The organism is Dyadobacter fanqingshengii (genome assembly GCF_023822005.2).
In the GTDB taxonomy this organism is placed as follows: domain Bacteria; phylum Bacteroidota; class Bacteroidia; order Cytophagales; family Spirosomataceae; genus Dyadobacter; species Dyadobacter fanqingshengii.
In genome coordinates, this window is the sequence record NZ_CP098806.1 from 1,322,360 (window position 1) to 1,348,835 (window position 26,476).

At 45.0% G+C, this 26,476-nt stretch carries 24 protein-coding genes; 15 read left to right on the forward strand and 9 right to left on the reverse strand.

Features of this window, described 5'->3' with window-relative positions; translation table 11 throughout:
- Positions 1 to 17: 17 nt before the first annotated feature.
- A complete protein-coding gene (locus NFI81_RS05280; protein WP_234613616.1) occupies positions 18 to 707 on the reverse strand; it encodes a hypothetical protein in 690 nt (229 codons plus the stop codon).
- 182 nt (positions 708 to 889) lie between these two features.
- Between NFI81_RS05280 and NFI81_RS05285 the strand changes: the two genes are divergently transcribed.
- Complete coding sequence (locus NFI81_RS05285; RefSeq protein ID WP_234613615.1) at positions 890 to 1,810, forward strand: sugar phosphate isomerase/epimerase family protein; 921 nt, start codon at positions 890 to 892, stop codon at positions 1,808 to 1,810.
- 43 nt (positions 1,811 to 1,853) lie between these two features.
- Here the strand turns inward: NFI81_RS05285 and NFI81_RS05290 are convergent, their stop codons facing one another.
- Together NFI81_RS05290 and NFI81_RS05295 are read right to left on the reverse strand one after the other, a co-directional pair.
- The gene (locus tag NFI81_RS05290) at positions 1,854 to 2,855 is read right to left on the reverse strand and encodes an alpha/beta fold hydrolase (protein WP_234613614.1); all 1,002 of its coding nucleotides are present in this window, start codon (positions 2,853 to 2,855) and stop codon (positions 1,854 to 1,856) included.
- A gap of 80 nt (positions 2,856 to 2,935) precedes the next feature.
- The gene (locus tag NFI81_RS05295; protein ID WP_234613613.1) at positions 2,936 to 4,099 is read right to left on the reverse strand and encodes an MFS transporter; all 1,164 of its coding nucleotides are present in this window, start codon (positions 4,097 to 4,099) and stop codon (positions 2,936 to 2,938) included.
- Between the two features lie 308 nt (positions 4,100 to 4,407).
- Between NFI81_RS05295 and NFI81_RS05300 the strand changes: the two genes are divergently transcribed.
- From NFI81_RS05300 to NFI81_RS05310, 3 genes are all read left to right on the forward strand, one after another.
- Entirely contained in the window at positions 4,408 to 5,916 is a 1,509-nt protein-coding gene (locus NFI81_RS05300) for a serine hydrolase domain-containing protein (protein ID WP_234613612.1), read from the forward strand.
- 73 nt (positions 5,917 to 5,989) lie between these two features.
- Positions 5,990 to 6,628: a hypothetical protein gene (locus NFI81_RS05305; protein ID WP_234613611.1), complete on the forward strand. Its 639-nt coding sequence runs from the start codon at positions 5,990 to 5,992 to the stop codon at positions 6,626 to 6,628.
- 197 nt (positions 6,629 to 6,825) lie between these two features.
- The gene (locus NFI81_RS05310) at positions 6,826 to 7,446 is read left to right on the forward strand and encodes a DUF6134 family protein (RefSeq protein WP_234613609.1); all 621 of its coding nucleotides are present in this window, start codon (positions 6,826 to 6,828) and stop codon (positions 7,444 to 7,446) included.
- An 89-nt stretch (positions 7,447 to 7,535) separates the two neighbouring features.
- On the opposite strand, the gene NFI81_RS05315 is transcribed toward NFI81_RS05310, so the two are convergent.
- The 3 genes from NFI81_RS05315 to NFI81_RS05325 form a co-directional block, all read right to left on the reverse strand.
- A complete protein-coding gene (locus NFI81_RS05315; RefSeq protein WP_234613607.1) occupies positions 7,536 to 7,952 on the reverse strand; it encodes a hypothetical protein in 417 nt (138 codons plus the stop codon).
- 329 nt (positions 7,953 to 8,281) lie between these two features.
- A complete protein-coding gene (locus NFI81_RS05320) occupies positions 8,282 to 9,163 on the reverse strand; it encodes a bestrophin family protein (RefSeq protein WP_234613606.1) in 882 nt (293 codons plus the stop codon).
- Positions 9,160 to 9,747: a 3'-5' exonuclease gene (locus tag NFI81_RS05325; protein ID WP_234613605.1), complete on the reverse strand. Its 588-nt coding sequence runs from the start codon at positions 9,745 to 9,747 to the stop codon at positions 9,160 to 9,162. The genes NFI81_RS05320 and NFI81_RS05325 overlap by 4 nt, the downstream gene beginning before the upstream one ends.
- Positions 9,748 to 9,869: 122 nt before the next feature.
- Here NFI81_RS05325 and nspC point away from each other — a divergent pair, with 122 nt between their 5' ends.
- Complete coding sequence (nspC, locus tag NFI81_RS05330; RefSeq protein WP_234614894.1) at positions 9,870 to 11,027, forward strand: carboxynorspermidine decarboxylase; 1,158 nt, start codon at positions 9,870 to 9,872, stop codon at positions 11,025 to 11,027.
- Between the two features lie 131 nt (positions 11,028 to 11,158).
- On the opposite strand, the gene NFI81_RS05335 is transcribed toward nspC, so the two are convergent.
- A complete protein-coding gene (locus tag NFI81_RS05335; RefSeq protein WP_234613604.1) occupies positions 11,159 to 12,061 on the reverse strand; it encodes a PIG-L deacetylase family protein in 903 nt (300 codons plus the stop codon).
- A gap of 282 nt (positions 12,062 to 12,343) precedes the next feature.
- On the opposite strand from NFI81_RS05335, the gene pyrG reads away from it, so the two are divergent.
- The 5 genes from pyrG (at position 12,344) to NFI81_RS05360 (ending at position 20,147) form a co-directional block, all read left to right on the forward strand.
- Positions 12,344 to 14,008: a CTP synthase gene (gene pyrG / locus NFI81_RS05340; protein WP_234613603.1), complete on the forward strand. Its 1,665-nt coding sequence runs from the start codon at positions 12,344 to 12,346 to the stop codon at positions 14,006 to 14,008.
- Between the two features lie 84 nt (positions 14,009 to 14,092).
- The gene (gene yidC, locus NFI81_RS05345; protein ID WP_234613602.1) at positions 14,093 to 15,916 is read left to right on the forward strand and encodes a membrane protein insertase YidC; all 1,824 of its coding nucleotides are present in this window, start codon (positions 14,093 to 14,095) and stop codon (positions 15,914 to 15,916) included.
- Positions 15,917 to 16,037: 121 nt separating this feature from the next.
- On the forward strand, positions 16,038 to 17,750 hold the full coding sequence (locus NFI81_RS05350; protein ID WP_234613601.1) for an ABC transporter substrate-binding protein: 1,713 nt from the start codon (positions 16,038 to 16,040) through the stop codon (positions 17,748 to 17,750).
- Between the two features lie 18 nt (positions 17,751 to 17,768).
- Positions 17,769 to 19,064, forward strand: coding sequence for a glutamate-1-semialdehyde 2,1-aminomutase (gene hemL, locus NFI81_RS05355; protein WP_234613600.1), 1,296 nt, complete (start codon positions 17,769 to 17,771; stop codon positions 19,062 to 19,064).
- 72 nt (positions 19,065 to 19,136) lie between these two features.
- Entirely contained in the window at positions 19,137 to 20,147 is a 1,011-nt protein-coding gene (locus NFI81_RS05360; protein WP_234613597.1) for a glycosyltransferase family 2 protein, read from the forward strand.
- Here the strand turns inward: NFI81_RS05360 and NFI81_RS05365 are convergent, their stop codons facing one another.
- Entirely contained in the window at positions 20,148 to 20,921 is a 774-nt protein-coding gene (locus tag NFI81_RS05365; protein WP_234613596.1) for a class I SAM-dependent methyltransferase, read from the reverse strand.
- A gap of 109 nt (positions 20,922 to 21,030) precedes the next feature.
- On the opposite strand from NFI81_RS05365, the gene NFI81_RS05370 reads away from it, so the two are divergent.
- Positions 21,031 to 21,354, forward strand: a complete 324-nt coding sequence (locus NFI81_RS05370; RefSeq protein ID WP_234613595.1) for a hypothetical protein — start codon at positions 21,031 to 21,033, stop codon at positions 21,352 to 21,354.
- Between the two features lie 37 nt (positions 21,355 to 21,391).
- Here NFI81_RS05370 and NFI81_RS05375 read toward each other — a convergent pair whose 3' ends face one another.
- On the reverse strand, positions 21,392 to 21,544 hold the full coding sequence (locus NFI81_RS05375) for a hypothetical protein (protein ID WP_169719995.1): 153 nt from the start codon (positions 21,542 to 21,544) through the stop codon (positions 21,392 to 21,394).
- Positions 21,545 to 21,773: 229 nt separating this feature from the next.
- Here NFI81_RS05375 and hisS point away from each other — a divergent pair, with 229 nt between their 5' ends.
- The 4 genes from hisS to hisC are packed head-to-tail and all read left to right on the forward strand — an operon-like array spanning position 21,774 to position 26,431.
- Positions 21,774 to 23,144, forward strand: coding sequence for a histidine--tRNA ligase (gene hisS, locus NFI81_RS05380; RefSeq protein ID WP_234613594.1), 1,371 nt, complete (start codon positions 21,774 to 21,776; stop codon positions 23,142 to 23,144).
- A 48-nt stretch (positions 23,145 to 23,192) separates the two neighbouring features.
- Positions 23,193 to 24,056, forward strand: coding sequence for an ATP phosphoribosyltransferase (gene hisG / locus NFI81_RS05385; RefSeq protein WP_234613593.1), 864 nt, complete (start codon positions 23,193 to 23,195; stop codon positions 24,054 to 24,056).
- A gap of 4 nt (positions 24,057 to 24,060) precedes the next feature.
- A complete protein-coding gene (gene hisD / locus NFI81_RS05390; RefSeq protein ID WP_234613592.1) occupies positions 24,061 to 25,329 on the forward strand; it encodes a histidinol dehydrogenase in 1,269 nt (422 codons plus the stop codon).
- Positions 25,330 to 25,357: 28 nt separating this feature from the next.
- A complete protein-coding gene (gene hisC / locus NFI81_RS05395) occupies positions 25,358 to 26,431 on the forward strand; it encodes a histidinol-phosphate transaminase (protein WP_234613591.1) in 1,074 nt (357 codons plus the stop codon).
- Positions 26,432 to 26,476 lie beyond the last annotated feature (45 nt).

Here is a 26,476-nt window from a genome sequence, read left to right on the forward strand (position 1 = left end):
TTGATCGAAATGTTAGGTTATTTAAGATATTGATTGATTTTGTTTAAATCCGATTTGATCTGATCCACGAAACTCAGGTAAGTTATTTCAAAGCTGTCCTTATTCGCATTGATCTTCGCACTTTGTTCTGCCACTTCTCCGGAAATCTGTCCGAGCCGGTTTTTGTTCTCGTCCACTTTCTTTTGAAGATCCGCAATTTGCAGGGCAATAGCCTTGTTGGAATCGTCCAGCCGTTTCTGCTCATCCTGCAATGCCCCGACACGATCTTTGATCGCCTTTTCGACGTCTTTCAGAAACGAAGCCCGGTCTTTATCTAAAATTCCCAGATATTGGTTTGCCGAATTGTTTAAAACTGTGGTCTCCTTCACGCCGCCCATTGCCTTAAAACTTGCCCATGCAGCCTGGAACTGCTTTTCTTCACCTAATCCAAGGCCTTCCATGCTTTGCAGCGCCTGTTTGTATTCAAAATAATCGGGTCCCGGCAGGTTGGCTTTTTCTAGCAGGCTTACGAAATGTTCTGTGAATTTCTTGTCGATGTTGCCCGTGCCCGCAGCATTTGGGGCCGTGTTCGCGATGACTGGTTTGGGAGCTTCCGATGCTACATTTGCGGCTGCCGCTGTGGGGGCCGCCTGCCTGATCGGTTCCTCACCTTCCTTGATAAAAAAGCTGAGTATTTTCTTTCCAATACCCGGTTCTGAATCTGCCATATGCGTATAAAGTGTTGATTTTGTTAGATCAATATTACTAAAATTAAAAGGATTTCGTACCGTACGATAATTACCAATGGTGTCCTGAATTGATGAAGCCACGGAAAATTTGGATAGAATTGTGGATGATTCTTGAATGCGGCCCGTTTTTTAATGAAGTTTGCCTCAAAAACTAAATCCTTATGCTGAAACTAGGTTTTAATAGCGCCATTCTGGGCGATTTTGGCTTCGAACACGTGGTCCAGTTTGCGGGTAACCACGGGTTTTCCTGTGTAGAAATGATGTGCTGGCCGTCAGATAATGCGGATAGCAGGAGATATGCGGGCGTCACGCACATTGACGTGAACAACCTGACGTTGGAGCGTATTTCGTTGATTAAACATACATTAAAGGAAGCGAACGTTACGATCTCAGCGCTGGGTTACTATCCCAATCCGCTGGACCCGGACGAGGAACGTTCCGGTTACTATATCGAGCATATCAAACAGGTGATCCGAGGAGCGGCGAAACTGAACATTCCGGTTGTAACGACATTCATCGGGCGCAATCCTGCAAAGAGCATTAAGGAGAATCTGGCCAGGTTTGCGGATGTCTGGCCTGCCATCGTCAAGGTTGCTGAGGAAGAGAATGTGAAAATTGGAATAGAGAATTGCCCGATGTTCTTCACGGACGACGAATGGCCGGGCGGTAAAAACCTGGCGATCAGCCCTGCGGTTTGGGACAGAATGTTTGAGATCATTCCAAGCCCTATTTTCGGTTTGAATTATGATCCTTCACACATGATCTGGCAAATGATGAGTGAGACCAGACCCATTTATGATTATAAGGATCGCCTGCACCACATTCATTTAAAGGACGCTAAAATTTACAAGGATAAACTGGATAGGGTAGGCATTATGGCGAATCCGCTGGAATACCATTCCCCGAAACTGCCAGGTTTAGGAGATGTAAACTGGCGCGCATTCTTTGCAGCCCTAACCGATGTTCGTTACCGGGGCCCGGTTGTGATTGAAGTGGAAGATAAAGCGTACGAAGGAAGCATCACGGATGTGCAAAGCGCAATCCTGACAAGCAGAAATTATCTGCGTCAGTTTCTCGGCTAAAAATCCTGATAGCAATGTAAAATCCGCTTATTAGCAGGCGATTTTACATTGCTAAAAACTTCAAAAGTGGCTGGATAAAGCGATCAAAATCCTCGATATGTGGCAAATGCCCAATGTTATCCAGCTCTACCAATTCACTGTTCTTAATTTTTGATTTAGTCATTTTTCCTAATTCAGGATAATTACCAAGGGTTTTTCTCACATCTTCCGGAGCAAGATTTTTTCCCACCGCGCTGCGATCACGCTGTCCGATGATGAGCAATGTAGGTGCTGTTATTTTATCAAAATCATAACAAACCGGTTGCGTGTAGATCATATCATAGGTTAATGCTGAATTCCAGGCAATTTTTGGATAATCCTTATTCAACGTCCAGCCTGCGAGCAAATTCACCCAGCGACTGTATTCTGGCTTCCATTTTCCATCGTAGTAACTCGCCAACTGATAGTTTTTAATGGAGTTCGCATCACTTTTTAGTTCACTTTGATACCATTTATCTATGGATTGGTAAGGCACTTTCAGCTTATAATCTTCCAACCCGATTGGGTTTTCCAGAATGAATTTCTCCACCATTTCGGGATACATGACCGCGAACCTCGTTGCGACCATTCCGCCCATTGAATGTCCTAAGACATTGATTTTAGTAATTTTCAGCTCATCCAAAACCTTCTTAGTATTGGCTGCAAGCTCGTGAAACGAATATTGAAAGTGCGCGGGGTTGGACGATTTCCCAAAACCGATCTGGTCAGGGATGATCACTCGATATCCTTTGTCTGTCAATGCTTTGGCAGTTTGTTCCCAATAAGCGCCGTTGAAATTTTTCCCGTGCAGCAATATAATGCTCTTGCCATTCGCTTTCGCCGGTTTAACGTCCATATAGGCCATTATCAACTTTTCGCCCTGCGACTCGAATTCCAGGTAGGAGACTGGAAAAGGGTAGTCGTAATTTTCGAGATTGATATCGAGGTTTCGCAGCGAATCCTTTTGTGCATGAAGTTTAGGAACAAGTGAGATCGACAGCAGAAAAGCCAGGAGCAGATTTTTCATTTTAGAAAAGCATTTAATGTAAAAAAGGATAACCTCACGATTACCCTTTTTACTACTGAAAATAATGTACCAACGTGGCCTTACTGAATCAATTTGGCTTTTGAGGATAAGAACGCGGTCAACGATGCAAGTACGCCGACGATGCCGAATGACCATCTCAGATCAGCAAACTGCGCAACGATCCCGATCAAAGGTGGTCCGATCAGGAAACCGATGAAGCTAATGCTTGAAACCGCTGCTAAGGCCATTCCAGCCGACATTGTGTTTGATTTTCCCGCTGCGCTGTAAACCAAAGGGACAACCGAAGAAACGCCAAATCCTACAAGCAGGAAACCGAATGTTGCCGGAACAAGGAACGGAAACAACACCGCAATGGCAAGTCCCAAGCCCATTAGCGAGCCACTGATCTGCAACATTTTCTTTCTGCCGATGCGGTTGGCAAGCCAGTCGCCCGCAAAACGTCCGCCGGTCATGGTGCCCATAAAAGCGACGTAACCAAGCGTTGTTAAGGATGCCGGCACGTGAACGGCTTCCTGGAAGTAAACGCCGCTCCAATCGAACATCGCGCCCTCGCAGACCATCGCACAGAATCCGATCAAACCGAGCATCAGCAAGTCGCGGTCTGGTTTTACAAACATTGGTTGTGCTTCGCCTTCGCTTTTCTCGCTGTCAGGCATCGTGTGCTTGTAAGCGGTGAAAATAATGATGAACGCAGCCAGCGCGATAACACTGAAATGGATATGAGGAGGGATACTAACCGATATGAAAAAGGACCCGATCATTGCGCTCACAAAACCTGCCAGACTCCACAAGCCATGAAATGAGGCCATTATGGATTTTCCGTAGACTTGCTCAACGGCAACAGCCTGTGTATTGACCGCAATGTTGGTTAAATTACCCCAAAGTCCGAATGCGAAAAGTGCGATAACCAGATGCTCGGTCCTCGTTACGAAACCTATAAATGATAATGTGACTGCATACAGGATGGCACCGATCAATACCATTTTCTTGCTGCCGTAATGTGTCACCATCCAGCCTGAGATGGGTAAGCTCGCCATTAAACCAATAGGCAGCGCCAAAAGAACAGTTCCCAAACCACCTTCTGTGAGGTGCAACATGTTCTTGATATCAGGAATACGGCTCGCCCATGCGGCAAAGCTCAAACCCTGTACGAAGAAGAAAGCTGACACGGCCAGGCGTAAATACTTTCGGGAATCGGAGGGGGCAAATATTGAATAATTCATAGGAGTGAAAATTTTGTGGTGAATGTGTGTACGACTATCAATTCGTGTTTAATTGTTATAACTTTTTTAAGATGTTCATTTTTTGAAGTAGTGCAAAACAAAGACAGCCTTTATTCTCAATTACTTCCTGATGCAAAAATAACGGTTTATGGACAATTTTAATTCACAGTTGTTGTACTTTTTAAATAATATTAAAATGTATGTGTTGTACAAAATCAAGAAATAGGATTTTTGAACAATGCTTTTTTAAAATAGCGTTATGCATTTTGTAAATTCACCTTTCAGCCATCATAAAAATCATTGGATAAATGAAATTTGCCCTTACCTCACTCCTTAGTTTCATATTCATAACGGGCAGTTTCGCGCAAGAAAGCACCGCAGACCGTGCCGCCAGGATCAAAGCGACCCTGCCAGTTATAGAGAAAATGTATAATGACTATGCAGAGAAGAATCATTTTCCGGGGCTGGCGTTCGGCATTGTGGCAGACGGGCAGCTCATCATGTCGGGTGCGACGGGTTATTCGGAGATCGCAACGGAAACCAAAGCTTCGCCTGGCTCATTGTTCAGGATTGCATCAATGTCCAAAAGCGTGACGGCAATGGGAATCCTGGCGCTTAGAAAAGAAGGAAAGCTGAAACTGGACGATCCTGCCTATTTATACATTCCTGAATTAAAGGATATGCCTACACTGACAACGGATGCGCCAGCGATCACAATCAGACATTTATTAACGCATCAGGCAGGCTTCCCGGAAGATAATCCCTGGGGAGACAGGCAGCTGGACACGGAAGACGAGCAGCTAATTGAATTGATAAAAAAAGGAATTTCGTTCTCAAATGTTCCAGGCGTTACTTATGAGTACAGCAATCTGGGATTCGCTATATTGGGCAAAATCATTAGTAATGTTTCAGGAAGGCCTTATCAGGAGTATATTGACGAAGTCATTTTCAAGCCATTGGGCATGAACAGCACCATTTGGGAATATACTAAGGCGCCGAAGGATCTGTTAGCACACGGTTACCGCTACGAAGATGAAGTTTGGAAGGAAGAGGAACTGGAACATGACGGAACTTACGGCGCAATGGGCGGGCTGATTACATCTATTGATGATTTTAGCAAATATGTTTCCTTTCATTTGTCTGCATGGCCGGCTGGTAATGCTCCGGAAATGGGCCCTGTTTTGAGAAGCGACGTTCGGGAGATGCAAATGCCGTGGAATTTCAACAGTTTAAATGCACAGTACAAATATCCGGGCGGGCGTCCGTGTGCGATGACTTCTGCCTATGGCTACGGTTTGCGTTGGAGCCGCGACTGTGAAGGACGCACGGGCGTCGGACATACGGGAGGCTTACCCGGTTTCGGTAGTCAGTGGCAGATCTTACCCGAATACGGCATTGGGATCCTCGCGCACGCCAACCGCACCTATGCAGGAATGGCGACCATTAACACCGCTATACTGGATACGATCATTACATTAGCAGGATTAAAGCCGCTTCCAGTGGAAGTATCCGCAGTTTTAAAAGAGAGAAAAGCTGCATTACTAAAACTGCTGCCGCACTGGGAAGGCGCAGAACAGAGCGGAATTTTTGCAGAGAATTTCTTTCCCGACAGATCCGTAAACCATCGGAAAAAGGAACTGGACGACCTCATTGCCCAAACAGGAAATGTTACCGGATCGACCGAAATTAAGGCGGAAAATCAACTCCGGGGTAGTTTCCTACTAAATTGCCCCAATGGAAATATCCGTGTTTTCTTCACATTATCACCCGAAAATCCGGCCTTGATCCAGCAGCTCGATTTTTCGCTGGCCAAATAATCTGTAAGAATATTTAATGTTGAAATAGGGGAGTCGGTTTTCTGGATTGTCTGAGAAGAAACAAAATCAGAAAATGATGAAAAACATACCCTTACTAATTATCTGTTTAGTCGCTCTTTCTGCCTCCGACGTGCTTGCGCAGGAAAACGAAACAATTTTCAAAAGCGCTGGGATTCACCGCTCCGGCGGGTATGCCGCCATTTCCAATAAGTTTACAAAAATAAACGGAAGCTATGCCAATATGCCCGGCATTTACGGTGGCTGGTTTATCAATCAGCGCTTTATGCTCGGAATAGGCGCAGCTGCAACCACAAACTACATTCCAGTTCCTGTTGAAAGTGAAGTGTTTCCGGGCAGAAAAATGAGTTATCAGTACGGTCAGATCGGATTGATGACGGAATATGTGGTGGCTTCAACAAAATGGGTTCATTTCAATTTCAATTTGTTAACCGGAACCGGCTTTACCCTTCAATACGATCGCCACGATATGGATGACTGGGATTTTGAATGGGACGACCATGACGATCAGGATCCGAAGTTCTTCTTTTTAATGGAGCCGGGCGTGCAGGTCGAGTTTAATCTCTTGAAATGGATGCGGTTTAGCCCTGGCGTTTCATACAGACAGGCTTTTGGGGGCAAAGGAAATGGGCTTACGGATTCAGATTTGAGCAACATTACTTATAATGTTACTTTCAAATTCGGGAAATTTTGAGCAACGGGAAGCCTTAATCGCACAATTTTTGGAAGTGGGTAAATATGCTTCATTCAGTCCTCATTTTACCCGTTCTCAAATATTAACGAACGGCTGCTGAGCGTGTCAGATTGCTGATTATCTTTAAGGGAGGCAATAGGAACGATAGTTTAGAGTTATATAGCCTACGCACTATTCCGACAGCAAACAGACAAAAAATGAGGTTTTCAGGTTATTTGATTTTCGGCGTGTTATTTATTTCGGCTTCAATTGCAAAAGCGCAAAATGTTTACGATGTGATCGTAGCAGGCCGCACCATCGGATCTTTAAAAGTTTTTGATGATGTAGGCAAGGATAATTCAGAGCAGCACCGCATTGAATCCAATTTTAAGGTGATGTTCTATAAGGGTAAATATTCAACCCAGGCCAATTACTCCGATGGAAAATTGGTTTCTGCGACTTGTGCGCATCATGTGAACGGCGATTTAAAGGAAAAAACGCTGACGAAAAGCGCTGCAAAAAGCTCGTACGAAGTCCTATTTTCAGGGGAGGATGGCGAAGACAAGCCGAAGCTCTCATTCAATACGCCGATCAGCGAAACGATAACAGGCCTTTATTATAAGGAGCCAATCAATATCAATGAGGTTTATTCGGAGCGTTACGGTAAAATGTGCGCCGTAAAAAAGCTTTCGGAAGGGAAATACGGCGTTACGCTACCAGACGGCAAGCAAGGGATTTATTCCTATAAAAATGGCCTTTGCCGGGAAGTAAAAACGGATCTGGCGGGATTTAAGCTGCGGATTGTGCTGAATGAGAATAAGCAGGTGTCCGGTTTATAGATAATTAAAGGATTCAGAAAGAAAAAAATAGCAGTCAAACAAAAAGCCGGTCAATGTTGACCGGCTTTTCTGTTGGGCTTAGGAATATATTAATCGACAGTAGGATAGGCCGAACTGTCAGAACTATTATAGTAATCAGCCACCTGCGTATTCTTGCTGCTTGCTGTATTTGTCGGGGTTTTGTAGTTCCTCGGAGAAATCAGCGGGTTGATATCAACACCTTCGGGTGTGTATCTTTTTGTTATAACCAATGTTGCAGGACGTGGCGCATACTTAGGCGTATTGCTCACGTAGCGGCTGCGCTGATGTTTGCTGTAAGTTTCAATTGTGTTCAAATTATACACAACAGCATCATTACCGCGCTTTGCTTTTGCCTTTGCAGCTTTGTTAGGATGTTTATAATTGTGAACTGAAACGCCCGGATCAACGATGGACTGCGCTTGTACATTAAATGTTACCAGCCCTGCAAACAAAAATATAGCTACCAAAAAAATTGATTTATTCATGATATTAGTCGTTTAATCGAATACTAAAACCTCCCGTTGTATAGGGATTGCATGAATTTAAAAACTTTTTTAGTGCTGTGCTAGCCGCCCATTTTACCCTTAAAAATGCGGATTTAGCGAATTTAGGTTGAAATATTGCCTGGAATCATTAAAATTTAGTTAGTATGACAAGATTAGGATATTCTTGAACCGAGTAATGCCAAAAATTCAGCAAAATCTAGAAAAACAGGTTGGAAAAGCTAAGGGAAGATTTGCCGAAAAATATTTGAATTTTAATGAAATTCTTAACATTTTCTAATTTCTGCCTAATAACTGCCCGCGATTGAAGATTATTGAAGCAATGCACGCGCTGATGTTTGGATGCCGTGGCAGATCCGCTCCATGGGCAGGTCGTTGCTATCTTCACCAAACGGATCCTCAATTTCCTCGGCTATCACTTCGAGGCTCGCCAGAATGTAAAACACAAACATGACAAACGGAACCACTAAAAAATGAAGGCTGAAAACATAACCGATTGGAAGCGTAAGACAATAAATAAATATAAATTTCTTGATGAATGAGCTATAAGACAAAGGGATAGGCGTATTTTTGATGCGTTCGCACGCCCCACAGATGTTAGTGAAAGATTCAAGCTCGTGATTTAGCACTATCATGTGTTCCGGTAGCAGAGTCCCGTTTTTTTGAAGCTCAAATACTTTGCTAAAGATGGCGGCGGCAATCTGGTTAGGAATGTGATCATGCACATTCAGCGCACTTTTTGGGTACAATTCTGAATCTTCAAACTCTGCTGGCCGGTAACCGCTTCGCAGATGGTTTTTTAGCGCAAATGCATAATTAGGGATCATTTTCATGAAGAATGTCCGCTCCACTTCCCGCTCCTTTCCCAGGAGCGCACTCAGTTTCATGGCAAGATTCCGACTGCTGTTCATGAGCGAACCCCATTGTTTCCTCCCTTCCCACCAGCGGTCATATGCAGTATTCGTCCTGAAAACCAGCAACATGGAAATGACAAAACCCAGCAAAGAATGCATCAGGGAGATGTTTTTCAGGTCGGTGTTTTCTTTCAGCTTGAAATGTATCAGCAATAGATAAGCCACGGCGGTTGAGTACACCGCTATCGTTAAAATCAGCGGGGTAAGCTTCCGTACCGTGTCTCCTTTTTGGAAATAAAAGATGTAGCGAAACCACTCTTTAGGATTGTAATCTATCATTTGAGTTTAACATTGTCAATTAGTTTGAAGAACTCTTTCAGACATTTAGCCGTTAACCGTGCGTCTTCCAGCGCGTTATGGGTTTCCTCTTCGCGTTCAAAACCAAAATAAGTGGCCACAGAGCCCAGGCTTAGCGAGCGCGGAACGACCTTGCCGTTCTTTTCAAGGATCTGAAAAAACAAGTAGGAAACGGTGTGCAGGTCAATAAGCTTGTTCGAGAAACCCCAGTTCATCTTTTCATTTCTGTAAGCATAGCGAAGAAAATTGATATCATTAATGACGCTTTGGCCACAGATAATCACATTAGTGAGGTTAGGCTTTCCAACATTCAGCTTTTTCAACCATTTTTCAAACTCCGGCAAAACGTCGTAGATCATCGGCGCATCTTCCAGGTCGCTCATTGACAAACCGTGCACTTCCTCCGATTTAACTGAGAAGGCTTCTTCATTTTCAGGATAAACATTCTGCAAATAGGTGCCCAGGGAACGCCAGTTGTCATCAAAAAACTCTGCACCAATTTGTATGATCTCATTCCAGCCCGGCTCCGGGCCCGTCATTTCAATGTCTAATACGAGGAAAGCCATGCAATGGTTTTGATTGGTAACAGAAAATAGGACCCGATTTGAAACTCAAACTTATACTTTTGTGTACAAAATTAGAGAAACATTACATTTTAGCTGATCCATTCATTATTCATTTATATAAAATGCCCATCGATTACAATGAAATACCGTCGCCTTGTTTTGTTCTGGACGAAGCGTTGCTGCGTCAGAACCTGCGCCTGATAGATTCGGTGCAGCAGGCGGCAGGTTGCAAAATTATCCTGGCCCTCAAAGGCTTTTCCATGTTCAGCGCTTTTCCTATCGTGAAAGAATATCTCAGTGGAGCCACCGCAAGCTCGCTGAACGAGGTGAAATTGATCAATGATTTCATGGGTTATCAGGCGCATACATACATGCCGGCATACCTTGACAGCGAATTCGTGGAGATTATGGAGCGCAGCAGCCACATTACATTCAATTCGCTGAGCCAGTGGGAGCGCTTTAAGGATAGGGTAGAAGCATTTAAATCAGCCAATCCCGCACATGCACTTTCATGTGGCATTCGTGTGAACCCGCAGTATTCGGAAGTGGCGACAGATATGTATAACCCCTGTGTCCCGGGATCCAGATTAGGGATCACGCGCGACAAAATGCCGGACACACTTCCCGAAGGGATTGACGGCATTCATTTTCACACACTTTGTGAGAATGGGTCAGACACATTAGAGCGAACATTGGAAGCGCTGGAATCGCGTTTCGGAGATTTGCTGCATCAAGCGAAATGGCTGAACATGGGAGGAGGACATTTGATGACCCGTGAGGGCTACGATATTGAAAAACTAAAAAATTTAGTTAGTAATATAAGGGCTAAATATGATCTGGATGTGATACTTGAACCAGGTTCAGCCATAGCCTGGCGCACCGGTGTCTTGGTCACAACTGTGTTGGATGTGATGGATAGTCAAGGCATTGACGTGGCGATCCTGGATACCTCATTCGCAGCGCACATGCCCGACACGCTTGAGATGCCTTATAAGCCAGCTATCACCGGTGCAAGTATGGAAGCGGTGGCAGGTAAACCGACCTACAGAATGGGCGGAATGACCTGCCTCGCGGGAGACTTTATTGGTGACTACTCATTTGAGCAACCTTTGGCTGCTGGAGATAAAATCATATTTGAAGACATGATACATTACACAATGGTAAAGACGACGACATTTAACGGTGTTAACTTACCTTCCATTGGTTTAGTTAAAACTGATGGCGAATTCAAGTTGGTGAAATCGTTCGGCTACGAAAGCTTCAAAGACAGGTTATCTTAGTAAACATCTGATTTATCGTAGTAGTTAGGAGAAAAATGAAAAGCCTCGTTCAAGTAATCGTCATATTAGGACGAATCAAACGAGGCTTTATTTCTACTTAAATTGCAGAATTAATTTGTATTTGAATGGTTCTAATTTCCTTGTGGAAGCATTGGAAACAACCTCCTGATCTCCTCTGGTGACGGCTGCTTTCCGTACTCCGTGATCTCGAAAACTTCGACAAATTTAATCTTCTCCGCCTGGTCTTTTCCATACCATTTTTCCACGGTCAGCTTGATCTCCGGAGTGATGGAAGAACGTTTTTCCGTCGCAGCCAGCAGCCATTTTTTTCGCTCTTCGGGGTCCTTGGGAACATTAGCAAGATCCTGACTTGTCCAGGGAAGCCACTCGTAAAATTGGGAGACGTGTGCGTCTAGCCCATGGACTTTTTTAGTAATTGCCTGGGTAATATCTATCGCAATGTCAGGACGGAAAGGATTAGGACGTTGAAACCGGTCGCGGAAGTAAAGGAAAACCGGATTTTTAACCAATGGAGGTACACTACTAAGAATATTAGGCACAATTACAAGATAGGAAGCATCTTGCACAACGACTCCTGTATTGCGGTGATCGGGGTGATAATCGTTTGTTCGGGGTGCAATGACAACATCCGCATTCCATTCCCGGATTTTACGGATGACGGCCAGCCTGTTTTCCAATGTAGGGAAGAGCTCGCCGTCGTGATTGTCCAAAACATCGTATTCGATGTCCAATCGCTTTGCGACCTCTTTGGTTTCATTCAGCCTGCGTTTGGCGAGTTCGCCACCTCCAATGTCCTGATGTCCAGCATCGCCATTGGTAAGGGAAACAAATTTGACCTTATGGCCCATCGAGGAATAGATAGAGGCCACGCCGCCAGCGCCCAGATCGCAATCGTCGGGGTGGGCGCCGAAGACTATTATTTTCAACGGCGTTTTCGGCGTTTCCCTGGCAGTTTGGGAAAAGACGTGCGATTGCCACATCACCAGGATTGGCAGAAATAAAATTTTTCTCATTTGGTTAAATTGATTTAGGTTGGGAATGATGCAAAATAGGGATTAAAATTTATAGTTTTTTTTATAAAAAACTTTGCGCATCTTTTGAAGTCAATATGGGTTATTATCAGCAGCAAAAAGCGGATTTAGAGAAACTGGGACGGGAAAAATTTACACTGGCTAACCTTCCAGAGTAACAAGTGTTTACTGATTTTACAGTAATAATTAAAAAGCCCTCACTAAGATTCTTCTAATATTCCTGTATCTTTGTATCCCGTAATCATAGAAAAAAAGCAACGTCTTATGGCTTCCAAAGCACGAAAGACCGCGAAGTACATTTTCGTTACGGGCGGTGTAACATCTTCACTTGGCAAAGGAATCATTGCCTCTTCATTAGCAAAACTACTGCAAGCCAGAGGGCTTTCTGTTACGATTCAAAAATTCGATCCATATCTGAATATTGACCCGGGTACAATGAACCCTTACGAGCACGGCGAGTGCTATGTAACGGACGACGGTGCTGAAACGGATCTTGATCTTGGGCATTATGAGCGTTTTCTCAATGTCCGAACCTCGCAAGCCAATAATGTTACTACGGGCCGGGTTTACCACAATGTCATCACAGCCGAACGTCGAGGCGATTTTCTTGGAAAAACCGTCCAGGTGGTTCCGCACATTACCGATGAGCTTAAAAGAAACATGCTGCTGCTCGGGCAAACCGGCGATTACGATATCGTTATTACGGAAATCGGCGGTTGCGTAGGGGACATTGAGTCACTTCCGTTTCTGGAAGCGGTGCGTCAGGTTAAGTTTGAAATGGAAGAGCATGACACGCTCGTGATCCATTTGACATTAATCCCTTACCTGAATTCTGCCGGAGAACTTAAAACCAAACCGACACAGCACTCGGTTAGAATGTTGCAGGAATCAGGAATCCAGCCGGATATACTCGTTTGCCGCACAGAGCACCCGCTTCCTTACGACATCCGTAAAAAGATTGCGCTTTTCTGCAATGTGCAGGTCAATTCCGTCATAGAAGCGATGGACGCGGATACCATTTATGCTGTTCCCTTGCTGATGTTGAAAGAAAGGCTCGATCAGCGTGCGCTTTATATGCTCGATATTTACAATGATAAAGACGTTGACCTGGATTCCTGGAAAACGTTCTTGTCACGCTATAAAAATCCGGTTGATTCCATCCGCATCGGCCTGGTAGGAAAATATGTTGAATTGCACGATGCCTACAAATCCATCGTCGAATCGTTCATCCACGCCGGCGCGGCGAATGAATGCAAGGTGAACATTGAATGGATCCATTCCGAAAGTCTTACCGCTGAAAATGCGGTTGAGAAACTGGAAAATCTGGATGGCGTTCTGGTTGCACCTGGTTTTGGTGAAAGAGGGATCGAAGGAAAGATCGCAGCGATCCAGTATGTGCGCGAAAACAACATTCCATTCTTCGGGATCTGTCTAGGCATGCAAATGGCTGTTATCGAATACGCCAGGAATGTAATCGGCTGGAATGGCGCGCACTCCGTAGAAATGGACGTGAACACTGATCATCCGGTGATCCACCTTATGAAAGATCAGAAGGACGTTTCCAACAAAGGAGGCACCATGCGTTTGGGGGCGTATCCTTGCAAGATCAAAAAGGATTCATTGGCGAGCCGGATCTATGGCAAAACCAACATAAGCGAGCGTCATCGTCACCGCTACGAATTTAATAATAAGTATCTCAAAGATTTTGAAGAAAAAGGGCTGATCGCAACAGGGATCAATCCGGATAATAATCTCGTCGAAATGGTGGAGCTTCCGGGACACCCTTTCTACATTGGCGTTCAGTTTCACCCTGAGCTAAAAAGCACTGTGATGAACCCGCATCCGATTTTTGTGAACTTCGTGAGTGCCGCACTTGCTTATTCGCTCGAAAAGAGATCTGTTGATTCATTAAACACCTCAATCCACTGATCACAAAAAAGGCCGATAAGGAAAAAACTTATTACCTTTGCCGTCCCGTAACGGCTTTACTATTTCAATAATTTTAAGTAAATAATGGATAAAAATTTTATCATCGGCTTAGTATTAATCATGCTAATGCTGATTGGCTACCAGATCCTGGTTCCCAAACCTGTGGAACCTGCACCTGTGGAGCAAGTAAAACAAACTACTACAAAACCCTCTGTTTCAGTACCAACAGTTTCGGATTCAACCAACTTACCCTTATCCAGTGACTCGAACGCGGTAGCACAAGTTGCTCCAAAAGACCTGGTTATTGAGACCAATGATACCCGTGTTGTTTTCTCCAATAAAGGCGGGATCATGAAAGAGGTAATGTTGAAAAAATATAAAACCTACGATCAAAAGCCGCTTTATCTGATCGCAGAAAATCACAATACTTTCCGCATTAATTTCCCGACAGCAACCGGTGATGTGCATCTGACAGACATGTTCTTCACGACAGACGCGCAGGATCAGAAACTGGGGGGAAAGGATTCAGTAATAGTAACTTATCGCGCAAGCTTGAAAAACAATCAGTTTGTAGAGCAGACTTATGTGGTAAGAGGATCAGGTTATGTGATTGATTATGGCATTAAATCCAATACTACAGGAGCAAGCAACAAAGTCGTTCAGCTGGATTGGAACAATGACCTGCTGCAACTTGAAAATGATATGCACAAAAACCGTGAGGTGGTGACGATCAACTATTATACGGATGATCTGCAAAGCCTCTCCACAAGCCCGACGGAGACACAGGAAGAGAAGACGGCCGAGCCCGTAAAATGGTTTACGATCAAGCATAAATACTTTTTGGCTGGTTTGATTGCCGAGAAACATCCATTCAGCAATATGGCGATGCGGGCGGACGTCAACCCCACCGATTCTACGGTTGTGAAAACCATGCACGTTACTGCCGGGATCCCGATGTCGGCCATCCAGAAAGGAGAAGCAAACTATCAGTTTTTCCTGGGCCCAAATGACTATCACCTTGTAGATAAAGTGAAGGCAGAGAATTTTGACCAGAATGTTTATCTGGGATATGCTTTTTTGAAGCCTATCAACAAATTTTTCCTGGTGCCGTTATTCAACTTCCTTGAAAAATTCGTGAGCAATTACGGTCTTCTGATCATTCTGTTGGTAATTTTTGTAAAAACGATCTTAACGCCGCTTACTTACAAGTCGTACATCAGCATGGCCAAGATGAAATTGCTTGCGCCCGAGCTGGAACAAATCCGCAGCCAGAACCCGGATGATATGGCGAAGCAGCAGCAAGATCAGATGAAGTTGTATCAGGAAGTAGGCGTAAGCCCGCTGAGCGGCTGTATTCCCGTGCTGGCAACCATGCCTATTCTGTTTTCGCTGTTCTTCCTCTTTCCCAATTTGATCGAGCTGCGACAGCAATCCTTCCTCTGGGCAAGCGACCTTTCTACGTACGATTCGTTTATAAAATTACCCTTTACGGTTCCTTTCGGTGTAGGAAACCACATCAGCTTGTTCACGGTTTTGATGACCGTTTCAAGCATTGGTTATGCCTATTATAATAACCAGATAACGCCTACGCAGCCCGGTCCGGTGAATATGAAAGTGTTGGGTTATATCATGCCTCTAATGTTCATGTTCGTGCTGAATTCGTTTCCGGCTGGTTTGACATTCTATTATTTTGTTTCAAACGTCGTGACGATCGCACAGCAGCTTTTGATCAAACGCTTCGTGAATGAAGACAAGATCCGGAACATTCTTGAAGAGAACAGAAAGAAAAATGCGAACGGCGAGAAGAAACAGACCAAGTTTCAGAAGTATCTTGAAAAGTCCCTGCAAGCCGCAGAAGAGGCTAAAAAGAAGCAAGCTGACCTCGAGAAACGTTCGAAAAAGAAATAAAAGATTTATTATATCGTAATATATAGGGCAATGTTTCCAACCGGAAATATTGCCCGTTTTTTTCTCTTAAACCGGATTTTGTAATTTGTCCGCCGTTACTCAATTTTCACCCACTGTTCCGATGAAAGTAATTATCGTAGTCATGTTCATCCTCGCCGGTTTGGGCAATGCAGCCTTTGCCCAGAGTATTGCGCAAACGGAAAGCAAATACAGATCAGCGCTGGCAGACTATAAACAAGAACGCTATGCAGCAGCCATGGAAAAGCTGTCGCCACTGACGAGCGTTAATTTAAAAACCCCATATTCGGCTTATTCGCATTATTACTATGCGCTTTCGGCCTATCAATTGAAACGTTTTAAGGAGAGCAAACAAATGCTGCTGCAATTGCAGAGCCGCTATCCTGGCTGGAACCGGATTGGTGACGCGCAGTATTTGCTGGGCGCCATTGCGCTGGAAGCGGGGCAGCTGGATGAAGGATTAGGTCATTTGGCTAAAATCAAAGATTCTTCCCTGGCAAAGGATGTCTTTTCATTGAAACAACATTATTTCGGCGCAATCACCGACCTTGCGAAACTGAAAGAGCTGCAAAAACAATATGCCGATGACCGTGACATTGCATTAACATTGGTCCACTTCATTGAGACTTCTCCAAGCTCGACACAAACCGATTTCCAGATTGCCGACCAGCTGCAAAAGCAATTTAAATTCAGCAAAAAGGAAAAGGTTGCAGTAGCAGAGGAAGCGCCCAAGCGCAGCATTCCCAAATCGGAAGGCCAGTGGACAAAAGGTTACTATGATGTTTCTGTGCTGCTACCTTTCCGGCTGGATGAATTCAGCACTGCCAAACGCCGTTCCAATCAGTTCGCCTACGATTATTACCTTGGTCTCACCATGGCAAAAGAGCAGCTTGCAGCCGAGGGAATCAATGTAAACCTATGGGCATATGACGTTGGTGCCGACGCAAAAGCCGTTGAGCCGATTGTTGATAATAAAAACTTCCAGCAATCAGATATGGTAATCGGGCCGCTTTATCCAGCCACATTTGAGGTTACTGCCGGCTATTTTGCCAACGCGAATGCCATTATGCTCAACCCGCTTTCCACGGATGGTAACCTCTTAAAATCCGGCTCAAATATTTATCTGGCGCATCCTTCTATCGCGTTTCAAATGCAGAAAGCGGCACAATGGATGAAGACGCAGGCCATGGGTACAAATTCGGCCATTTATTATGGCGGCACTGCAAAAGATTCAGCCATGGCTTTTTCCTATGCCAACGAATGGAAGAGCAAGGGGGGGAAAGTGATGGAAATGGTGAAAATCCAGCCCAACAGGGAGTGGCTTGAAACCAACATACCAACATTTGATACCAGCAAACCATCCCATGTTGCCCTTTTTTCAACCGACGGTGCATCAGGCGCTATGTTGATGGAAGTCCTGAACGGCCGTAAATTGACTTCAACGCCTGTCCTAAGCACGTCCACGAGCTTTAATGTGCAGCAATCGAGATTGAACCGATATGCATCAAGACTCTATTTAATCAACACAGATTATGCGGATCGCGAGAAGGAGAATATTCGCGAGTTCCAGAAAAATTATTGGAACAAAACCAGCACATTCCCGTCTGTTTACTCCTATCAGGGCTATGATCAGCTGCTGTTTTTTGCGCGTATGCTGGCCAGGCATAAGGATAAATTTCAGGACGGCTTACGTTCCGCACGGCCTGGCGAGGAGGAATATCTTCTTTCAGGATTTAATTTTACAAAATCAAACGAGAACCAGATTACACCTGTTTTGAAATACAATGGCTCCAAATGGACGCCGGTGGACAGGTAACCCAAATTAGCGTATCCAATGAATATTGCAACCAGTCAGCATCTTTTCGAAAAGGCACAACATTTTATTCCGGGCGGTGTCAATTCTCCGGTCCGGGCATTCCGGGCGGTAGGAGGCTCACCGGTTTTTATCAAATCGGCCAAAGGTCCGTACGTTTACGACGAGGACGATAATGAGTATATAGAACTCATCAATTCGTGGGGGCCAATGATCCTGGGTCATGCCAATGAATTGATTCAAAAGGCCGTTTATGATGCCATTCAGCATTCATTTTCCTTTGGCGCGCCTACGCGTCGGGAGGTTGAAATGGCTGAGCTGATTGTCAGCATGGTGCCTTCAATTGAAAAGGTGAGAATGGTGAATTCCGGCACGGAAGCGACAATGTCCGCGATTCGGGTTGCGAGAGGGTTTACAGGGAGAGATAAAATCATCAAGTTTGAAGGTTGCTATCATGGTCACGGCGACAGCTTTTTAATCGCCGCAGGAAGCGGCGCTGTGACATTCGGCACACCGGACAGTCCGGGTGTAACAAAAGGCGTTGCAAATGACACATTAACCGCGCCATTCAATGATCTGGAAGCGGTTCAAACCCTGGTTAATGCAAATAAAAATACCATCGCAGCATTAATCCTTGAACCCGTTGTAGGTAACATGGGCTGTGTGCTTCCGGCGGACGGATTTCTGCAAGGCCTGCGCAAAATTTGTGACGAAGAAGGCATTGTCCTGATCCTGGATGAAGTGATGACGGGCTTCCGTTTGGCGAAGGGCGGAGCACAGGAAAGGTTCGGAATTACGCCAGATCTAACAACGTTAGGAAAAATAATAGGTGGAGGAATGCCCGTAGGAGCGTATGGGGGCAGGGCGGACATTATGAACAAGGTTTCACCAGCAGGTCCGGTTTACCAGGCCGGAACATTGTCAGGTAACCCAATTGCGATGGCGGCGGGCCTTACCATGCTGAATTATCTCAATGATCACCCCGAAGTTTATACGCAATTAGAGACTTCGGGCGAAAAGCTGGCGAATGGTTTCAAGGCATCCATGCGGAAGCTCGGTTTGAATTATACATTGAATCAAATAGGCTCTATGTACACGCTCTTTTTTACAGATCAGCCTGTCACAGATTTCCCATCAGCAAAATCGTCTGATCTTCCGTTGTTCGGCAGATATTTTCACGCCATGCTGGACCGGGGCATTTATATGGGACCATCTCAATTCGAAAGTATGTTTCTGTCGACAGCCTTGGAAGACAAGCATTTAGATACGATCATAGCGGCCAACGAAGAATCCCTAAAAGAGATTTTGAGCCTGTAAATTCAGCTGCTTAATTCAGTCATTCAGTCATTCGCTCATTCATTCATCCAAAATTCACTCATTCAAAATTAAATGCGCCAGTATTCCATCATCATCCCTGTTTACAACCGTCCCGACGAGTTGCAGGAATTGCTGGAATGTCTTGTCCAACAAACGGTTAAGCATTTTGAGGTGATTATCGTCGAGGATGGGTCAAAGATCAAGGCCGATTCTGTTGTAAACTCGTTCGAAGACAAGCTTGACATTAAGTATTTCTTCAAAGAAAATGGCGGACAGGGTTTTGCGAGAAACCACGGCTTTGAGCGTGCTAGGGGTGATTATTTCATTCTGCTGGACTCGGATGCACTGATCGAGCCAAACTATCTGGCCGTAGTGGATGCAAAACTGAACTCGGATTACGTCGATTTGTATGGAGGCCCTGACACGGACCACCCATCATTTACGCCGATTCAAAAAGCAATCAGCTATTCCATGACTTCTGTTTTTACGACAGGTGGAATCAGGGGAAAGAAGAATAATATGGGCGGGACTTTCCACCCGAGAAGCTTCAATATGGGCCTTTCCAGGCAGGTTTGGGAGAAAACAGGCGGTTTTCTGACGAGCCGGATGGGGGAGGACATTCTATTCAGCATTGGCGCGTTACGCCTGGGATTTCGTTCCGCGCTGATCCCGGAAGCATTCATTTATCACAAGCGCCGCACGCAGTTTTTACCGTTTTTCAGGCAACTGAAATTCTTTGGAAGAGCCAGGATTAACATCGCCCGTTTTTACCCGGATGAGCTGAAACTGGTGCATACGTTCCCACTACTTTTTACACTAGCCGTTTGCAGCATTCCAATTTGGTTTCTGATTTTCAAGCCATTCTTCTATCTCGGCCTGATCGGACTAGGCACTTACATTGTGCTGCTGTTTATAGATGCCTTGCGAAAAACAAAGAGTGTTGAAGTGGCCTTTTTAGGCATAGGAGCCGCTTTTGTACAGCTTTTCGGCTACGGCATCGGTTTTATGGAAGAAGGATGGAAAAGACTTTTCGAAAAAAAATCGCACCGCGAAACCGGCGCGACCATTGAATATCCATCGTGATTATTGTTTTTGGCAGAAATAGACGATCTCCTCACCAGGCAAAGCATAGCGGCTAACCTCCGCTTTTGTCAGCTCATCCATCACAAAGCGATCTTCTTTCACAGTGAAACCGCCTTTCTCCAGCTCGCGGCCATAATTTCTTCCAAACAATCTTAAATGGTCGTTTTGTAGAAAATACTTTTCTCTTTCTTTTGGATCCGTGATTGTAACATCCTCATAAGTCACTTCATACTTCATATCCTGCGGCGATTGGATCAATGCCCAGCCGCCGGGTTTCAAGACGCGGTGCAGTTCGCTGATTGCTAAAATGTAATCATCCACGTGCTCCATTACGTGATTACAAAATGCCACATCAAATGTATTTTCAGGAAATGGAATCGAATGAATGTCCATCTTCACCTTCGCCAGCGGCGATTCAATATCCGCCGTGATGTAATCCAGATTTTTCATTTGCTCAAAGCGATCGATGAAGCAGTATTCCGGCGCTACGTGCAGGACTTTGAGATTTGCGGAGAAGAAATTAGTCTTTCTTTTGAGATACAGCCCCATTAATCTGTGCCGTTCCAGGGACAGGCAACTCGGGCAAAGGGCGTTTTCACGGCTGGAAGTGTTACGGCCATATGGAAGGAATTTCCGGTAATGGCTTTCGCACACAGGACATTCAACGTTATTTCCGATGTAAAAAATGCTGAGAAAACGGGCAACCCAGTGACCGACCAGTTGGAGATAGGGCCGGGGAATATACCTTAATACTAAACTAATGATGGATTTCATTAAATCAATTAACTAAAAATTAATAATTTTAGGATCATAACAAGGAAAAAAGTAATAAATGATTCCATCTATCGATCCGAAACCACCTGGCAAAAGGCTAATTAAACGAATGTCAACGCGTACCAAATGGATGATTTTAGCTCCATGCGGCTTGTTGATTTTCAGTTTTGGCCTTACCGTCCTGAGCGAGGCCGCGCACCAGCGCCGGACAGGAGTTCCTACGCAGGTTTGGGTTGTATTGGGATTATATAGTCTTGCACTGATCAACGGCGGGCTGATTATGTTCGGCGAAGCGCTCCGTTTCCGTATATTACTCGATGTCCGCAGGGAAACCCGGCGCAGCATGCGTCAGCTGGTTCGTAAGATCAATATCAAGGCCGCGAGTAAGCACAAACCCGGTAAAAAAACAAAAAGCCCTACCAAAACAGATTGACAGGGACTAGTTGAATTCCTTTTCGTAGATGCTAAAATTATTTTTTATTAGCTTCAAACTGAGCTTTTATTGCTTCAACATCAACGTTGCGTACTTCTGGCTTGCGTAAAAGATCTTTGATTTTCGCTGTGCGGTTATTAGCTACTGCTTTGTTTCTGCGACTCTTACGTTTTAATTCCGTAACTCCCATTGTAAAATATTGTTTTGTGAAAGAGCCGCAAAATTAATCATTTTCATGTAAATAATGCAGACAATAGTCACAAATATTGCTTAACCTGCCCTAACTTTACGGTTAAATTGGCTTACAGGCCAAATTAATTACCCATACTGACACCAATTGACGTTCGGTAGCCGGCAACTTTGATTGCCGGCATATCCTTATCCGGTTGCGCTGTGAGTGCATTTACTGAATGAATTCAATGAGTAAACCATCCCTTGCCCGCGGCACCCGAGACTTCGGTCCCGAACAAATGGCAAAACGTACTTTTATTTTTGACACCATCCGCCGCTCTTTCCAACGATACGGATTTTTGCCTCTGGAAACACCAGCATTCGAAAATCTCTCGGTGTTAATGGGCAAATATGGGGACGAAGGCGACCAGCTTTTATTCAAGTTGCTGAACTCAGGGGATTTCAGTGGAAAGCTTACCGATTCGGACTGGCAGGAAGGTTACAAGCCACTCACTTCAAAAATTTCAGAAAAAGGACTTCGCTATGATCTTACGGTTCCTTTTGCCCGCTATGTGGTGATGAACCGGGGAACATTGGTGATGCCTTTCAAAAGATATCAGATCCAGCCCGTTTGGCGCGCAGATCGCCCTCAGAAAGGCCGTTACCGTGAATTTTATCAATGTGATGCAGACGTTGTGGGAACCGATTCGCTTCTTTGCGAAGCGGAAATTGTTTTGCTTTTGCATGAAATCCTACCCGCATTAGGCATCAATGATTTTACAGTGAAGATCAACAATCGCAAGATCCTGACCGGCATTGCAGATATGATCGGTGCGCACGGCATGGAAGGCCCGCTTTGCGTGGCCATTGATAAACTGGATAAAATAGGAAAAGATAAAGTCGTAGAAGAACTGCTTGAACGCGGTTTTTCAAACGAAAGCCTGACCCAGCTCGATCCCGTTTTCACGCTTTCAGAAGGCGCCGAACCATTTACAGCATTAAAAAACTGGTTGGGAAGCTCCGAAATTGCCATGAAAGGCGTCCAGGAATTGGAAGAAGTTTGGGATTTGGTAAAAGTGCTTGGCCTGGAAAATCCTAAAATCCAGTTTGATGTCACTTTGGCGCGTGGCCTTTCGTATTATACTGGGGCTATTTTTGAAGTCAAAGCGAACAATGTGCAGATCGGAAGCATTTCGGGCGGAGGCCGCTATGATAACCTGACGGGCACTTTCGGTGTTCCGGGCATTTCCGGCGTCGGCATTTCGCTTGGCGTTGACCGGATTTATGATGTGATGGAGGAGCTTAATCTCTTCCCGGAAAACCAAAAGACCGCCACAAAGGTTATGATTTCAAACTTTGACCAGCCAGCATTCCGCTTCGGATTGTCTGTTTTGCCAAAGTTACGAGCAGCAGGCATTAATGCGGAGATTTACCCGGATTCGGTGAAGCTCAAAAAGCAGCTGGATTATGCCGACCGAAAGAACATTCCCTTCGTAGTCCTGATTGGATCAGATGAAATGGAAACCGGACAGCTTACTTTGAAAAATATGAAAACAGGCGAGCAGCAGAAATTGAATGCTGACGACATCATTGCGTCACTCGCCGAAAACAATAACTAAACTTAAATTACTGAACCAAAAAGTTGCTTAGCAGAAGCCCACAACACGATGAATGACAACATATTAAGAATTGCAATACAAAAGTCCGGAAGATTAAGTGAAGACTCGCTGAAACTGATCAAAGAGTGTGGGATTCGGTTTGATAATGGTGCCGGGAAGTTGAAAACGGACGCTACGAATTTTCCCGCACAGATCCTTTTCCTCCGGGACGATGACATTCCGGGATATGTTGAAGACGGCGTCGCGCATCTGGGCATCGTGGGTGAGAATGTATCTGAGGAATCGAATCGCAATGTCGATACAGTTCACAAATTGGGTTTTTCCAAATGCAGATTGTCGATCGGCGTGCTGAGAGAGCATGATTATAACAATGTTACGGACCTGGAAGGCAAAAGCATTGCGACGACCTATCCGCGTTTGTTGGAAAAATATCTTAGTTCTAACAATGTTAAGGCACAAATTCACGAGATCAGCGGGTCAGTGGAAATTGCGCCGAGCATTGGTTTGGCAGATGCAGTTTGTGACATTGTAAGTTCGGGAAGCACACTTTTGAGTAACGGTTTGAAAGAAGTAGAGACGATTTTCCGGTCTGAGGCGGTGATGATCGCCAGTAAGCATCTTTCGGACGTTCAAAAAGATCTGCTTGACCAATTGCTTTTCCGTATCAAGTCGGTTCAGGCTGCGAAAAATAACAAATACATTCTGCTCAATTGCCCAACCAGCGCGGTGGAAAGCATTACCAAGTTTCTTCCGGGAATGCGCGCCCCAACGATCCTGCCCCTTGCGACAGAGGGCTGGTGTTCTTTGCATTCGGTGATTAACGAAAATGAGTTTTGGGAAAACATTGAGAAAATCAGACAGGCTGGTGCGGAGGGCATTCTTGTTATTCCAATTGAAAAAATGATCTTGTAATTGTATGAATATTATTCCATTTCCTGGAAAAGACCAATGGCCCGCATTGCTGGCCCGGCCCGTCCAGGAAGCACAGGATATTGAAGCGAAAGTAAATCCGATCCTCGAAAAGGTGCGGAATGAAGGTGATCAGGGCATTAGGGAACTGGCGCTGAAATTTGACAAGACAGTGCTGGACAACATTGCTTTCACCGAAGCTGAACTGGCTGGGGCAGCGGATCAGCTTGATGAATCGTTGAAACAAGCCATAGGGCAGGCTTATCAGAACATCTACAAATTTCACGAAGCCCAGCTCCAACCCGCTGAAAAGATAGAGACAATGCCTGGCGTAACTTGCTGGCGGAAGAGTGTCGGCATTGAAAAAGTGGGCATATACATCCCCGGCGGCTCCGCACCATTGTTCAGCACAGTGTTAATGTTGGGAATCCCTGCGAAAATTGCAGGTTGCAAAGAGGTTGTATTATGCACGCCCTCGGATCATCCCGCAATTCTATATGCGGCCCAACTCGTGGGTGTAACCAAAGCATTCCGGATAGGAGGGGCGCAGGCGATTGCCGCTATGGCCTACGGAACGGAAAGCGTGCCGAAAGTTTACAAAATATTTGGTCCTGGAAATCAATATGTTACCACGGCCAAAATGCTGATCAGCAAAGAAGGCGTTGCCATTGATATGCCTGCCGGACCTTCGGAAGTTGCCGTTTATGCGGATGATACTGCGGTTCCAGCGTTTGTTGCGGCGGATCTTTTGTCACAGGCAGAGCACGGGCCGGATAGCCAGGTGCTGCTCGTTTCGACGAGTAAAAAGCTTTTGTCATCGGTTAACCTGACATTATCCTCGCAGATGGACAAATTGCCCAGACGTGATCTGGCTGCCCAATCCATTGCGAACAGTAAAGCCATTCTGCTTGAAAACGAGCAAGATGCGATTGAGCTGCTTAATCAATACGCGGCAGAACATTTGATTTTAAGCGTTGAAAATGCAGAAGAAGTCTCGGAAAAAATAGTGAATGCAGGTTCCATTTTCCTGGGTAATTACACGCCTGAGTCGTGCGGCGACTATGCGTCCGGGACCAATCACACATTACCCACAAACGGTTACGCAAGGGCATATAGTGGAGTTTCTGTGGATAGTTTTGTAAAAAAAATCACCGTTCAGAACATTACGAAAGAGGGGATTGGCAACATTGGCCCGGTAGTAGAAGCCATGGCAGAAGCCGAGTCGCTGGATGCCCACAAAAGAGCCGTTAGCATCCGGCTAAAAAGTCTTTTGTAAAAGGATTTCAATTATGAATATTTGCAGCATGAAAAATACATTTGACCTCAATAAAATCCTTCGTCCCCACATACTTTCACTCGCACCGTATTCTTCGGCAAGAGATGAATACACGGGGCATTCGGGCATTTTCCTGGATGCGAATGAAAACCCGTACGGATCTGTGACAGAGGAGAACTATAACCGTTATCCCGATCCATATCAAGCCGAAATCAAGCATAAACTGTCGCCGATCAAAAACATTAGCACCGACCGCATTTTCCTAGGAAACGGCAGCGATGAACCAATAGATTTGCTTACCAGGGCAACCTGTACGCCCGGTCAGGATCACGTCATGATCTTACCGCCGACGTATGGAATGTATGAAGTAAGCGCTTCCATTCACGATGTGATCATTGATAAGGTTTCGTTAACGACTGATTATCAGATTAATGTGGAGGCGGTTCTTCATGCGATCACGCCGAAAACGAAAATCATCTGGATCTGTTCTCCCAATAATCCGACAGGCAATGTGATGCAAGCCGACGCGATCCGCACAATCCTGGAAAGCTTTGACGGCCTGGTAGTTGTGGATGAAGCTTACATTGATTTTACAGACACGCCTTCCTGGATACAACATTTGGAACAATTCCCGAATCTGGTCGTGCTGCAAACATTCTCCAAAGCATGGGGACTGGCAGGGATCCGTGTGGGAATGTGCTTCGCAAGTCCCGACCTGATCCGCATCCTGAACAAGATCAAACCGCCCTATAACATAAGCCTGCCTGCTCAGAGAGCATTATTGGAAGGTTTGCAGGGAATTGATAAAAAAGATAAAATGATCACAGAAATTCTTAAAGAAAGGACTTTTTTGTGTAACATGTTAACGGATTTATCGTTGGTGATTAAAGTGCATGCAACGGATGCCAATTTCCTGCTCGTACAATTTGATGAAGCAAAGGCCATTATGGATTATCTGATCCACGAGGAAATCATCGTCAGAGATCGGTCCCGCGTCCACCTTTGCGACGGATGTTTAAGAATTACCGTCGGAACACGTGACGAAAATGAAGCCTTAATAGAGTCATTGAAAAAATATCAGCAGAAAAGTGTAGCTGCTTAGCACGCTTTTTTACAATGCACAGAAAAGAAAAATTTCCCCGATAAA